Genomic DNA, 14148 nt, shown 5'->3' on the forward strand with positions numbered 1-14148 from the left:
GAAAGACAGGCGAAATGTTTTGTTGTAGTTGTTTGGTAGCCAATCTGTGCCAAATGCTCGGCAATTTCAACAGGTCCAACCGTGACTGGTCAGTTCTCGTCAGCGTAGCCTGATTTATTCTCGCTGGGCGGTTCACGAATCCGCAACGGATGTGTTTAGAATGCCCCTCGTCACGATTACCCAGGGTTCGGCCGGGGGCTTTTTTGACCCCGCGAAACTGACCATTAAAACAAGAACGTAGACGGGCAAGAAGACGATCGACGAGCCCCGGCAAACGCCGCCTCGATCCGCCGCTTCGCCGTCATAGAGTGGGGCTGCCGGGACGGTGGTTTCATCGTGGGATGCCATGAACTTCATTCTTTACTCGGACGTCAACGACAGCTCCATCAGCCAGAGTCTCGGGCGTCCCGAATACAGTTATTACTTCGTGCTCAAGGCCTATCGCCCGGTGCTCGAAAGCCTCGGGCGGGTGCACGTGGTGTCCTGCGTCGCAGAAGTCGATGCGCTTTACCAGCAACACCTCGCTGCCGGCGAAGACAGCTTGTTCCTGTGCTTCACGCCGCCGCACAAAACCCCGAATAATCTGCAATGCCCGATGGTCTGCGTGGTTGCCTGGGAGTTCGACTCGATCCCCGCCGAACACTGGGACAACGACCCGCGCCATGACTGGAGCCAGACGTTGGCGCGGCATGGCCGGGTGATCACCTTGTCCAGCCACACCGCGCAGGCGATCCGCCGCACGCTGGGCCAGGACTTCCCGGTGCTGGTGCTGCCGACGCCGCTGTGGGAACGCTTCGCCGAGGTGCGTGAGCAGTATCCGAGCACGCCGATCAACCCCGGCACCACGTTGCAGATCAAGGGCTGCATCCTCGACAGTCGGCCGATGGGCTTGTCCGCCGATGGCTTGATCGCGCCGATCTTCAACGAGCAGGAACTCGAAATCCGTGGCCTCAATCTCGAAGCGCCCGCGCCAGAACCCGAAGCGCCGCCACCGCCACCGCCACTGACCCTGCGCCGCCGTGCATTCATCAGCAAACATTACCTGCGCGAAATCTATCGCGCGCTCAAGCACAACGCGCTGCTGTGGTACCGCGAAGCGGCTCGCGACCTGGTGCCCGAGGCCGTCCGCCCCCATCTGGCGCGGTTACGATCCGCGCCGCCCGCACCAGCGCCTGCGGCCGAACCCCTGCAAGTGCCCACCACGCTAAGCGAAACCCTCGAACTCGCCGAACACCCGCAAGCCAACCTGCCCGACACCAGCCAACACGTCGAAATCGACGTCAGCGGCGTGGTCTATGTCAGCGTGTTCAACCCCGATGACGGGCGCAAGAACTGGCATCACCTGATCACCGCGTTCTGCTGGGGCCTGCGCGACGCCGCAGACGCGACGCTGGTGCTGAAGATGACGCAGAACGATCTCTCGACCTATTACGTCGAGCTGATCACCTTGCTCTCGCAGCTTTCGCCGTTCAGTTGCCGCGTGGTGATCCTCCACGGTTACTTGCAGGACGACGAGTTCGCCCGGCTGTACGGCGCGGCGAGTTTCTACGTCAACGCCTCGCGCTGCGAAGGTCTGTGTTTGCCGCTGATGGAATTCATGTCGTGCGCGCGCCCGGTGATCGCGCCGAACCATACGGCGATGGTGGATTACATCGACGAGCGCGTCGGGTTCATCGTCAAGTCCAGCCACGAGCCGACAATCTGGCCGGAGGACGCGCGCATTCTCTATCGCACCTTGCGCCATCGCCCGGACTGGGGCTCGCTGAAAACCGCGTATGAGCAGAGCTACGCCATGGCGAAAAATCGTCCAGAGGACTATCAAGCCATGGCCACCGCCGCCAACCAACGCATGCGCGATTACTGCAGTTTTGCCCCGGTGCAGCAGCGCCTTGCGCAATTTCTGGCGCTGCCGCCGGGCGATCAAAGCACGTCGCTGGCCGCCGCAGTGGGGACGACCGCATGCTGATCATCATTCATTCGGAAACCAACAAGAGCAACATCCAGCAAAACCTCGGGCGGCCGGAGTACAGCTATTACTTCGTGCTCAAGGAATTTCGCCCGGTGCTCGAGCGCATCGGCCAGGTGCTGGAAGTCAGCGACCCGGACGAACTGGTCGATCGCTTGTATTTCGACTGTTTGAGCCGGGGCGAGCCGTGCATTTTCCTCTCGTTCTCGCCGCCGCATCGCACGCCGATTCATTACGCCTGCCCGACCATTCCGGTGTTCGCCTGGGAGTTCAGCACCATTCCTACCGAGAGCTGGCAGGGCGAGCCGCGTCACGATTGGCGCGTGGTCCTGCAAGCGTGCGGCCGGGCGATTACGCATTCGACATTCACGGTCAACGCAGTGCGTGAAGTGATGGGCGCCGAGTACCCGATCTGCGCGATTCCCGCGCCGGTCTGGGACCGGTTTGCCGCGCGCGGCGAACTGTTGAGCAAGCAACCGGTGGTGGCGCCGGTCAGCCTCAATTTGCGCGGATTATTGATCGACAGCCGCACCACCGACCTGCGCCCTTATGGCCCGCCCGCCTTGCGCGAAGGCACGCCGCTGACGTTCGACGGCCCGCCGCAGGATTGCCAGTTGCAGTTGCAAGGCGTGGTCTACACCTCGGTGTTCAACCCTTACGACGGGCGCAAAAACTGGCAGGACATGATCAGCGCGTTTTGCACCACGTTCCGCGACACGCCCGACGCGACGCTGGTGCTCAAACTCACCCACCATGACATCGCCAACGCGCTCAACGACATGCTCCACCACGTCTACAAGAATCAGGCGTACCAGTGCCGGATCGTGTTGATCCACGGTTACCTCGCCGACCTCGATTACGAAGCGTTGGTGCAGGCCACCAGTTACGTGGTCAACAGTTCTTACGGCGAAGGGCAGTGCCTGCCGCTGATGGAATTCATGTCCTGCGGCAAACCGGCGATTGCGCCACTGAACACGGCGATGGCCGATTACGTCGACAGCGACAACGCGTTTATCGTCAATTCCACTGAGGAACTCACGGCGTGGCCGCACGACCCGCGCGCGGCGTTTCGCACGCTGCGTTATGTGACGGATTGGGATTCGCTGTGCAGCGCCTACCGCGCCAGTTATGACGTGGCGAAAAGTGATGTCGAGCGTTATGCGCGGATGTCGGCGCACGCGGTCAGCAGCCTGCAGCGCTTTTGCAGTCAGGCCAGCACCGAACAGCGCCTGCGAGCGTTTTTCGAGCAACGCCTGGAAGCCTCGAACGCATGATCCGGCGCCTGCTCGCACGCCTGTGGCCCGCGCCGCGACTGCCTGCGCCTGTGCCAACGCCCATGCCAACGCCCATGCCGGTCGCCAGCGTTTCGCCGCGCGATGTCGGTTTGCATGATGCGATTCTTGATGGCTGGTTTCTCAACGATACCGGCGAGTTGCTCAAGGGTTTCGCGATCAGCGCTGACGACACGTTGCTGGATGTTGGTTGCGGCGAAGGCGTGGCGACGTTGTTTGCGGTGCGCCAAGGCGCTTCGGTGATTTTTACCGACAGCGAACACGACAAGGTTCGCGAACTGGCGCGGCAAGTTGATGCGCAATCGACCCGGCAGAATCTCGGTTTGGTCAGCAACAGCCTGCCACTGCCACTGGCCGACGGCTGCGCGAGCAAAGTGGTGTGCATGGAAGTGCTCGAACACATCGCTGAACCCGAGCCGTTCATGGCCGAACTGGTGCGCATGGGCCGCCCGGGCGCGCTGTACCTGCTGAGCGTGCCGGCGCCGGTGGGCGAACAGTTGCAGCAGGGCATCGCCCCGGCCAGCTATTTTCAGTCGCCCAATCACGTACAGATTTTCAGCGCGCAACGCTTTGCCGCGCTGGTCGAAGACGCCGGGCTGGTGATCGAGCATCGCCAGGCCAGCGGGTTTTTCTGGGTCATGGGCATGATCTTCTTCTGGGCCAGCGAACGCGCGGCCGGGCATGACTTGAGCGGCGCGGTGCGCGACCGGATTCAGGCGCCGTATCCGCCGCTGATGGAGAGTTGGGCGAAAACCTGGCAAGACTTGCTGGCGCAGCCCAACGGCTTGGCGATCAAGCAGATGCTCGATCAATTCATGCCGAAAAGTCAGGTGATCATCGCGCGCAAACCGCTGGACGCTGCGCCAGCATCCGCGGCCGCACCGAGGGCCGGGGCATGAGCGGCAAGCGGATCATGGACATCGAATTGCTACGCGGCATCGCTGTGTTGGGCGTGTTGTTCCATCACCTGCAAGGCAGTTTGTTCACCGACATCGTGCCGACGCTGGAGAAAATTCACGCCTGGGCGCAACCGTGGTGGGGCGTCGATCTGTTTTTCGCGATCTCCGGTTTTGTCATCGCGCGCAGTTTGATTCCGGCGCTGCGCGGTTGCAGCACACGCCAGGAATACTGGCAGCAGACCCGCAACTTCTGGCTGCGCAGGGCCTTTCGCTTGTTGCCGTCGGCGTGGCTGTGGCTGGCGCTGATGTTGCTCGCCTGTTTGCTGATCAACCGTTCCGGCGCGTTCGGCAGCTTGCACGCCAACCTGCAAGCGACGCTGGCCGGCGTCGCGCAATACGCGAATTTCCGTTTTGCCGACAGCTTCTACAACTACGAGTACGGCACCAGTTTTGTCTACTGGAGTCTGGCGCTGGAGGAGCAGTTCTACCTGCTGTTTCCGCTGCTGATCCTGCTTTGCCGCAAGCATCTGGTGTGGGCGCTGCTGGCGCTGGTCGCGGTGCAACTGTTTACGCTGCGCACGCCGATTTTGATGGTGGTGCGCACTGATGCGCTGGCGCTCGGCATTCTTCTGGCGATGTGGAGCGCGCAGCCGAGTTACCTGCGTTGCGAACCGAGGTTTTTGCGGCGGCCATGGGCCGGCGTGTCGGCGCTGCTGGTGCTGGCGGTGGCGCTGAGTTTTATGGCGACGGATCGCTTCACTTTCACTAACTACCGGATCGGCGCAATTGCCGTGCTCAGCGCGCTGCTGGTGTGGATCGCCTCTTACAACCGGGATTACTTGCTGCCCAAAGGCCTGCTGAAGAACCTCATGGTGTGGGTCGGCAGCCGTTCCTACGGGATTTACCTGATCCACATTCCGGCGTATTTGCTGGTGCGCGAATTGATTTTCCGTTTACAAGCCGCCGGTTTGCCGAGCCCGGCCGGGCATCCGATTTTGACCATTGCCATCGCGGGCGGGCTGATCGTGCTGTTGAGCGAACTCAATTACCGCTGCGTCGAAATGCCCATGCGTAATCGCGGCGCCGCCCTGGTGCAACGTCTGAGCACGCCGCGATCCGCCGTCCCATCCTCTGGAGCTACCTCATGCTGAGCATTTTGAAAAAACTCACAGGGCAGTCGCCCGCGCCTGCGGCAGTCCCGGTTCAGGTAGAGCCGCCGGCGGTGGAGAAGGTCGATCCGTACATGCTCGGTTTGCACGATGCGATGCTCAGCGGCTGGTTCAATCAAGCCACTGGCGAGCTGTTCAGCGGTTTTCCGGTGACCGCCGAAGACACGCTGCTCGACGTTGGCTGCGGGGATGGCGGCAACGTGCATTTCTGCGGGATGCGCGGGGCGAAGATCATCATTGCCGACATCGACGCGGGCAAAGTCGAGGCGACCCGCCAGCGTCTGGGCGACACCCCGGCGCGCGACGTCGAATGCCACGTCACTGACTGCAACCCGTTGCCGATTGCCGATGCGACCGCCACGCGGGTGGTGTCCACCGAAGTCATCGAGCACGTCGACGACCCGGCGCAGTTCCTCAGTGAACTGGTGCGTGTCGGCAAACCGGGCGCGCTGTACCTGCTGAGCGTGCCGCACCCAAGCTCCGAAGACCTGCAAAAAGACCTCGCCGCGCCGGAGTATTTCCAGAAGCCCAACCACATTCGCATCATCAGCGAAGAGCAGTTCAAAGGCATGGTCAGCGCTGCCGGGCTGGAAGTGCTGAGCCATAGCCAATACGGCTTTTACTGGTCGATGTGGATGCTGTTGTTCTGGGAAGCCAAAGTCGATTTCAGCAACGCCGACCACCCGTTGCTCAACCATTGGGCCGAAACCTGGAAGGCGATTCTCGAATCACCGCGCGGCGCCCAGATCAAACAGGCGCTGGACGCCGTCGTGGCGAAAAGCCAAGTCATCATCGCCCGCAAACCCTGAACACCGCACACCTGTAGCAGTGAGCCACGGGGTTATCGGTCTGCCCTGGAGTGCATTACCCTGTCGGCCACGCATTTCAGGGATCAGGGATTTCATGTGGTTTTTCGTTCGTCTCTCGGCCCTGTTGGCGGCTGCGTTGTTGCTCAATGCCTGTGAGCAACACGCCGCGCCAGCGCTCGACCAACAACTGTACGTCTGGCAACGCCAATGGACCCCGGCCCACCAAGCCGCGTTGCGTGACAGTCGCGCGGGTTTCTCGACGTTGCGGGTGTTGGCGCTGCAAGCCTTCCCGCAGGAAGGCTGGCGCCGGGCGCGGATTGATCCGGCGCTGCTCAAGCAGGACGGGCGGCCGTTGATTGCGGTGATTCGTCTGGATGGCCAGCTGCCGTCGCTGGATAAACAGCAGATCATCGGCCAGATCCAGCAAGTGCTCGCCGATTGGCAAACTCAAGGCTTAACCGTGAGCGGCGTCGAAATCGACCACGATGCCGGCAACGCGCGCCTGCCCGACTATCGAACCTTCCTCACGCAATTGCGCGCTGAACTGCCGAGCGCGTTACCGCTGAGCATCACCGCGTTGCCGGCCTGGCTCGACAGCGCGCAATTGCCCGAATTGCTCGCGAGCGTCGACAGCAGCGTGTTGCAGGTGCACGCGGTCAGCGATCCGCGTCGCGGCTTGTTCGACGCCAGGCAGGCTAAACAATGGGCCCAGGCCTGGAGCCGCGTCACCACCAAACCTTTTTATCTGGCGTTGCCGGCGTATGGCGTGGCGTTGTTGCCGGGGGCCAGCGGTGCGCCAGTGGTGGAAAGCGAAGTGCCGGTCGAGCGCGTCGGCAAACGCCGGGAATTGCTCGCCGATCCGTTGCAACTGAGCCAACTCGGCGCCGAATTGCGTGACGACCCGCCGGAGCATCTCGCCGGGCTGATCTGGTTTCGCCTGCCGCTGGCGGGCGATCGCCGCGCCTGGAGCCTGAGCACCTTGAACGCGGTCGCGCGCGGCGACGCGCTGCAAACGCGCCTGAGCCTGCAACTCGCCGAACAAAACGGCCTCTACGACATCGCCATCAGCAATCAGGGCAACCTCGACAGCCGATGGCCCGAGCGCCTGACGCTGGCGGTGAAAGACTGTGACGGCGCCGATGCGCTGGCCGGTTATGCATTGCAACAGACCCCGGATCTGCTTACTTTCACCCGCCTGCAGGACGGTCGAATCGCGGCCGGTGGACAGCGCGCCATCGGTTGGGCACGCTGCGCACATATTGATCAAGGAGGTTCGCATGTTTACCCGTAACTGGCCGCGTCATCTGCTCTGCCTGAGCCTCGGTTTGCCGCTCGGAACCGCGCTGGCCTGCGGGCCCGACTTCCCGATGCGCTTGCTGGATAACCGTGGCCAGTCGCTGTCGGAGCTGCCGGAAGGCAACTTCGCGTTCGAAGTCAGCCGCCTCGGCCACGCCATCGCCGGACTGAAAAACGTCACCGCTGCCAACACCGCGCCGAACTACATCTACGACGAAACCCCGGTGGACACCGAGCCGCGCGACAAGGCTGAACAGGCCGGTTTGAGCGCCGAACAGCAAGCGCTGGTGAAGCAATTGCGCGGTTTGACCGATGCCCGCCAAGTGGAAGAGCAGGGCGCGAGTCTGCCTGCCGAACAACGTCTGTACCTGGCCGGCGCCGTCGCCTTCAACAACGGCGACCACGGGTTGGCCGCCGAGTATTTCCACAAAGTCCTGGCGCTGCCGGCCGATCAACGCGCGTTGCGCAGCACGTGGGCCGCTTACTCGTTGGGCCGCGCCTTGTTTGCCGAGCATGACGCGGCGGGCGCCGCGCCTGACCTGTTGGCGCAGGCGCAAAAGGCGTTCGCGCAGACTCGCCAATTGAGCATCGACGGTTTCAGCGATCCGCTGGAACTGGGCGTCGCCAGCCTCGGCGAAGAAGCGCGCGTGGTCATGACCGCCGGCGACTGGAACCGCGCCATCGAGTTGTACGCCACGCAAAACGTCCACGGTTCAGCGGTGGGCTATTCCTCGCTGAAACAATTGGTCGGTGAACTGGCGGCGATGCCGGAGCCGCAAGTCGCCGCGTTGCTGCAGGGCAAAACCGTGCAGCAATTGGTCACCGCATCGTTGATCAGTCGGGTCGGCTGGTCATTTGGTGAGCAACCGGAGAACGAAAAGAAGCTGATCAAACTGCTGCAAAACAGCACACGCGGCAGCCTCGAAAATGCTGATCGCCTCGCCGCGCTGAATTATCAGCAGGGCGATTACGCCAGCGCCAAAGGTTTCGTCGAGCACGCCGGTGACGGCGGTCTGGCGTGGTGGGTGCGGGCCAAACTGGCGTTGCGCGAGGGCGACAAAACGGCGGCGACGGCGGCGTATGCCAAAGCCGCCCAAGCGTTCCCCGACAACGAATCCTGGGGCGCGCGGCAGACCCCGGACTGGGATTACGAAAGCCTTGAGCCGAAATGCCGGGTCGAGGGTGAGAGCGCGATTCTTGCGTTGCAACGCGGCGATTATCTGCAAGCGTTCGATCAGCTCTATCGCAGCCAATCGATCTATTGGCTCGACGCCGCGACCGTCGCCGAGCGCGTGCTGACCGTCGACGAACTCAAGCAATACGTCGACAAGCAAGTGCCAGCGCCGCCGCCGCGAACCCAGCAGGAACGCGACAACTACGTGCCGCTGCCGGTGGCCGCGAGTTTGCGCAATTTGCTCGGGCGGCGCTTGTTGCGTGAGGAGCGCTTCGATGAGGCGCCGGCTTATTTCGACAATGTCGAACTGCAAAACAAAGCCAAGGCCTACGCGCATTTTCGAAACGAGGCCAATAGCGCTTGGTGGCCAACCACCCGCGCCGCGGCGCTGTTCAACGCCGCGGCGTTTGCGCGGATGTCGGGAATGGAGATCCTGGGCTATGAAATGGCCCCGGATTACGCCACGTTCGGTGGCAACTACAGCCTGGAAAGTACAGAGCTGAAAGTCGGGCCACTGGTGGCTGAGGATGAAGTTCAACGCCAGCAGGCCAGCGCCGCCAAACCGGATCAGCGTTACCACTATCGGTTTATCGCCACCGCGCTGGCCAGCCGCGCGGCGGACAATTTGCCGCACACCAGCAGCGCTTTTGCCGCCGTGCTGTGCACCGCGGCGGGCTGGAATTCCAGTCTCGAAGATCAGAGCGCGCTGTATCAGCGTTACGTCAAGGAAGGGCCGTACGTGGTCTGGGCCGGTGACTTTGGCCACCAGTGCCCGTATCCCGACTTTGAAAACGCCAGCAAACGCTACGTGACCCAAGCCACGGATTCGGTGCGTTCAGCGCTGCGCCCGTACAAAACGCCGGTGCAGATCGGCGCGGTGGTGGTTGTGGTGGCCGGCGCGCTGTTGCTGATCAATCGCCGTCGGCGCACAACCCGCTAAGGCTCACGCCTGTTGCACAAAGGTCAGCCGCAACGCGAAGCCGATCAACAGGCTGCCAAACAGCCATTGCTGCACCCGTTGGGCCGAAGGACTGCGTTGCAGCCAACGGCCCAGCGCGGCGCCGACCAGTGCATAAGCGCTGTCGAACAGCAAACCAACCACCACCAGCGCCACGCCGAGCAGGGCGAACTGCGCGAGCACCGGCCCGCCGTGGGGATTGATGAACTGCGGCAGCAACACCGAGCAAAACAGCAAGGCTTTGGGGTTGAGCAGGTTGGTCAGCAAGCCGCGCTGGATCGACTCGCGCCAGCGCGGTTTTTCCAGCGTAGCGGCGGCGTTGTTCAAGTTCGGCAGCATCGTCGTGCGCAAACATTGAATACCGATCCACAGCAGATACGCGGCACCGGCCAGCCGCACCACGTCAAACGTCCACGGCGCTGCTTTGAACAACGCCGCCAGCCCCAGCGCCGCCAGCGCGACATGACAACCCCGGGCGATGCCCAAACCAATCGCCGTGGCCAGCGCCGCGCCTCGGCCCTGACGCGCGCCGGTTTGCAGCAGCAGAATCATGTCCGGGCCGGGCAACAGAAACACCACCGCCAGCGCCATGAAAAACAGCCCGAGACTTTGCATGTTGCACCGCCATTCGTTGTCGATTTGGTCAATCCAGTCTATGGCGGGAGGGCAGGGCAGGTGCGTGCGTAGTTGGCTTCTAAACTCAGCGGGATTGGCATAACCTGTCACGCAACCACTCATTGACCATCAGGATCTGCCAAGCGATGAAACTCGATGCCTACGACCGCAAGATTCTTGCTGCCCTGCAACGCGACGGCCGCCTGAGCAATGTGCAATTGGCTGATGAGATCGGGCTGTCGGCGTCGCCGTGTTTGCGTCGGGTGCGGATGCTGGAGGAGGCGGGGGTGATTCGCGGCTATCAGGCGAATGTCGATCGCGATGAAGTCGGGCTCGGGTTGACGGTGTTTGTCGGGGTCAAGGTTGAACGGCACAACGACGAACAGGCCGATACGTTTCGCGAGGCGGTGACGGCGCTGCCGGAAGTTATTTCGGCGTTTCTGGTGTCGGGGGAATCGGACTTTCTGCTGCAAGTGGTAGTGCCGGACTTGCGCGCGTACGAGCGTTTTCTCACCGGGCGCTTGCTCAAGTTGCCGGGGGTCAGCGACATCCGCAGCAACTTCGCGATCCACACCGTGAAAACCCCAGGCGCGCTGCCGCTGGGGCATTTACCTCAGTAAAACCGCGGCGGGGCCATCGCGAGCAGGCTCACTCCCACATTGAAATGCATTCCCCTGTAGGCGCGAGCCTGCTCGCGATAGCGGTCGACCGGCCGGCATTTACATCTGCGTCGCCATCCCTTCGACATTCATCGCTGCCTGGCGCAACGCCTCGGAGCGGGTCGGGTGCGGGTGGCAGGTCAGGGCGATGTGTTCGGCCGAGGCGCTGAATTCCATGGCCACGCAATACTCGCCGATCATTTCGCTGACGCTCGGGCCGACCAGATGCACGCCGAGGATTTCATCAGTGCGCTCATCGGCCAGCACTTTGGCAAAACCTTCGGTTTCGTGATTGATCTTCGCCCGGCTGTTGGCGGTAAACGGGAACTTGCCGACCTTGTACGCCCGGCCCTCGGCCTTCAACTGTTCTTCGGTTTTGCCGACGCTGGCCAGCTCCGGCCGGGTGTAGATCACGTTCGGGATCAGGTTGTAATTGACCTCGCCAGCCTTGCCGACGATCTGCTCGACGCACGCCATCGCTTCGTCCTCAGCCTTGTGCGCGAGCATCGGCCCGGACGTCACATCGCCGATTACCCAAACGCCTGCCGCTTCGGTGCGATGGCCCTGGTTGGCGAGCATGCCGCGCTTGTCGGTGGCGAGCCCGACGTTCTCCAGCCCCAGACCTTCGGTGAAAGGTCGGCGACCGATGGCGACCAGCACGTAATCCGCTTCAAGCAATTCGGCGGTGCCACCGGCAGCAGGTTCGACGCTCAGCTGCACGCCGTTCTCGGACGTGGTGGCGCTGGTGACTTTCGAACTCAACTTGAAGCTGATGCCTTGCTTGCTCAAGGAACGCTGCAAGGTTTTGCCGGCCTCGGCATCGACGCCGGGGCAAATCCGCTCGAGGTATTCGACCACCGTCACCTGCGCGCCCAAGCGCCGCCAGACCGAGCCCAGTTCCAGGCCAATCACTCCGGCGCCAATCACCACCAGGTGTTTCGGCACCTCGCTCAACGACAGCGCGCCGGTGGAGTCGAGGATGCGCCGGTTGTCGATGTCGACGCCGGGCAGGGGAGTGGGCTCGGAGCCGGTAGCGATGATGATGTCCTTGGCGCTCAACTCGGTTTTATCGCCGGCGCTGTCAGTGACGGTGACTTTGCCCGGCCCGTCGATATGGCCCCAGCCCTTGATCCAGTCGACTTTGTTTTTGCGAAAGAGAAACTCGATGCCCTTGGTCAGACCGGTCACGCTTTCATCCTTCTGCTTCATCATCTGCGCGAGGTTGAGCGTCGGTTTGACCTCGATGCCGAGGTTGGCGAATTCCGCACCCATGGCCGCGTCGTAGAGTTCGGAGGCGTGCAGCAGGGCTTTGGACGGCATGCAACCGACGTTCAGGCACGTACCGCCGAGCGTCGCGCGGCCCTCAACGCACGCGGCTTTGAGGCCCAACTGGCCCGCGCGAATCGCCGCGTTATAACCGCCCGGGCCACCGCCCAGAATCACGACGTCATAGGTGCTCATGCTTGTACTCCTGAGTAGGGACCGGATGGTTAACCGTAGCTGCTGGTAAAAATTACGAGCGTAATATGAGCGTTTCGCGGTGTTTCGGTCAAGGCTTCAGCCAAGCGACAGGTCGGCGGCTTTAGATGGAGTGATTTACAACGGAAATTTCACCCGCTTCGTTATAAGGTAACGACGAGTAACAAGATGTGACGTCGGCAATCAATAAATCTGGGGTGGTATGCAAGTCGATCTTGATGTCGATGCAACGCAAGTAAGCGGGTTGCCGCGCTTTCAGCAGGCGCAGTTTCAGCAGCGGCGGTTGCGTCAGTACGCGATAGCCCTGGGTGCGCTCGCGGCGATTGGGCTGGTGTTGGCGTTTTTCGTCGCGCTGTTTGCGCCGCAGTCGCTGTGGGGCGCGTTGCTGGTCAATCAGAGCGGCGGTTTGCTGGTGTTGATTGGCGGTTTGCAAGCGGCCGGTTGGGTCACCGAATGGCGCGCGCGGGCGATGCATCCGGCGCTGGCGCTGCCGGTTATTGCCGACGAAGAAGTGCCTGCGCCGGTGGGCGGGTACGAACGCTTGCTCGACCGGATCGGCCAGCGCTGGGTGCGCATGCTCGCGCAGATCGGCGCGCCGACGTTGTGGCTGGCCGGTTGGGCGTTGTTGACGTTGTACAGCATCGCGCAAGTCTGGAACCTGAGTCTGGCCCCGGCCACGCTGGGTGTGGCGGCCAGTGTCGGCGCTTCGTTGTCGTTGCTGCTGGCCTTCGGTTTGTTGGTGCTGGAACGCCAACTCGCGCAGGAAAACTCCGCCGAATGGCCGGAGGCGAACGCGTTGGCGCAGCTCACGCGCGTGGCGATTATCTGTCTGGTGTTGAGCGCGTTGTGCCTGTTGTTCGCCAGCCAAACTTCAGTCTGGCCGGTACGTCTGGCGGTGTTGATCGGTCTGCTGCCGGGGTTGGTGGCAGCCGAATTGCTGCTGCGCGCCGTGCTGTCGCTTTTCAGTCCGCCACGCGAACAAGTCGAACCGACATTGCTCGCGCGCAGTTTCATCGCCGACCTGCTGCGCTGGCCGCCGCAGCCGCTGCTGGCGTTGCAGCATGAATTGCACAACCGCTTCGGCATTGACCTGCGGCAGATCTGGGCCTTCACCTATATGCGCCGCGCCTTCTTGCCGGTGCTGGCGGTGGTGGCGGTCATCGGTTGGGCGCTGACCGGTGTTCACGAAATTCCCTTGCAGGGGCGCGGCATCTACGAGCGTTTCGGCAAACCGGTGCAAGTCTTCGGCCCTGGTTTGCACGCCGGTTTGCCGTGGCCGCTGGGTCGCGTGTTGAGCGTCGAGAACGGCGTGGTCCACGAGTTGGCCACCAGCGTCAGCGACGGAGCAGGGGTGCCGATGGCCGCTGAACCGGCAGAAGGTCCGCCGCCAGCGATCGCCAATCGCTTGTGGGACGCCAGCCACGTCAACGACAAATCCCAAGTCATCGCCAGCAGCCGCGCCGACAAACAGAGCTTGCAGATCGTCAACATGGACGTGCGTTTCGTCTACCGCATCGGCCTCAGCGATCAAGCGGCATTGGCCGCGACTTATAACAGCGCCGACGTACCGACGCTGATTCGCAGCACCGCGAGCCGGATTCTGGTGCACGACTTCGCGTCGCGAACCCTCGACGGTTTGCTTGGCGCCGACCGGGTAGGGCTGGGCGACGAGATTGGCCGCGCGGTGCAAGCCGACTTGCAGAAACTCGACAGCGGCGTGGAGATTCTCGCGACGGTGGTCGAAGCCATTCACCCACCGGCCGGCGCAGCCAATGCGTATCACGCGGTGCAAGCGGCGCAGATTGGCGCGCAAGCGTTGATCGCGCGTGAAC

General features: G+C 62.5%; 11 protein-coding genes. 9 read left to right on the forward strand and 2 right to left on the reverse strand.

Features of this window, described 5'->3' with window-relative positions; translation table 11 throughout:
- Positions 1-346 precede the first annotated feature (346 nt).
- From BI292_RS05860 to BI292_RS05890, 7 genes are all read left to right on the forward strand, one after another.
- Positions 347-1966: a glycosyltransferase gene (locus tag BI292_RS05860; protein ID WP_101207281.1), complete on the forward strand. Its 1620-nt coding sequence runs from the start codon at positions 347-349 to the stop codon at positions 1964-1966.
- Entirely contained in the window at positions 1960-3240 is a 1281-nt protein-coding gene (locus tag BI292_RS05865) for a glycosyltransferase (protein WP_101207282.1), read from the forward strand. The genes BI292_RS05860 and BI292_RS05865 overlap by 7 nt, the downstream gene beginning before the upstream one ends.
- Complete coding sequence (locus tag BI292_RS05870; protein ID WP_101207283.1) at positions 3237-4157, forward strand: bifunctional 2-polyprenyl-6-hydroxyphenol methylase/3-demethylubiquinol 3-O-methyltransferase UbiG; 921 nt, start codon at positions 3237-3239, stop codon at positions 4155-4157. The genes BI292_RS05865 and BI292_RS05870 overlap by 4 nt, the downstream gene beginning before the upstream one ends.
- Positions 4154-5308, forward strand: coding sequence for an acyltransferase (locus BI292_RS05875; RefSeq protein ID WP_101207284.1), 1155 nt, complete (start codon positions 4154-4156; stop codon positions 5306-5308). Before BI292_RS05870 ends, BI292_RS05875 begins: the two co-directional genes overlap by 4 nt.
- Positions 5302-6135, forward strand: coding sequence for a class I SAM-dependent methyltransferase (locus BI292_RS05880; RefSeq protein WP_101207285.1), 834 nt, complete (start codon positions 5302-5304; stop codon positions 6133-6135). Before BI292_RS05875 ends, BI292_RS05880 begins: the two co-directional genes overlap by 7 nt.
- A 94-nt stretch (positions 6136-6229) precedes the next feature.
- Positions 6230-7426, forward strand: coding sequence for a DUF3142 domain-containing protein (locus BI292_RS05885; RefSeq protein WP_101207286.1), 1197 nt, complete (start codon positions 6230-6232; stop codon positions 7424-7426).
- The gene (locus BI292_RS05890; protein ID WP_101207287.1) at positions 7413-9545 is read left to right on the forward strand and encodes a hypothetical protein; all 2133 of its coding nucleotides are present in this window, start codon (positions 7413-7415) and stop codon (positions 9543-9545) included. Before BI292_RS05885 ends, BI292_RS05890 begins: the two co-directional genes overlap by 14 nt.
- 3 nt (positions 9546-9548) lie before the next feature.
- Here the strand turns inward: BI292_RS05890 and BI292_RS05895 are convergent, their stop codons facing one another.
- Positions 9549-10178 (reverse strand): LysE family translocator, encoded by a 630-nt coding sequence (locus tag BI292_RS05895; protein ID WP_101207288.1) that lies wholly within the window; start codon positions 10176-10178, stop codon positions 9549-9551.
- Between the two features lie 146 nt (positions 10179-10324).
- Here BI292_RS05895 and BI292_RS05900 point away from each other — a divergent pair, with 146 nt between their 5' ends.
- On the forward strand, positions 10325-10798 hold the full coding sequence (locus BI292_RS05900; protein WP_101207289.1) for an Lrp/AsnC family transcriptional regulator: 474 nt from the start codon (positions 10325-10327) through the stop codon (positions 10796-10798).
- Between the two features lie 99 nt (positions 10799-10897).
- Here BI292_RS05900 and lpdA read toward each other — a convergent pair whose 3' ends face one another.
- Positions 10898-12298: a dihydrolipoyl dehydrogenase gene (lpdA, locus tag BI292_RS05905; protein ID WP_101207290.1), complete on the reverse strand. Its 1401-nt coding sequence runs from the start codon at positions 12296-12298 to the stop codon at positions 10898-10900.
- A 220-nt stretch (positions 12299-12518) separates the two neighbouring features.
- Here lpdA and BI292_RS05910 point away from each other — a divergent pair.
- Positions 12519-14148, forward strand: a 1630-nt coding sequence (locus BI292_RS05910) for an SPFH domain-containing protein (protein WP_101207291.1), incomplete at its 3' end; no start/stop codon positions are given.

This window comes from Pseudomonas sp. 43NM1 (genome assembly GCF_002836905.1).
Classification (GTDB): domain Bacteria; phylum Pseudomonadota; class Gammaproteobacteria; order Pseudomonadales; family Pseudomonadaceae; genus Aquipseudomonas; species Aquipseudomonas prosekii.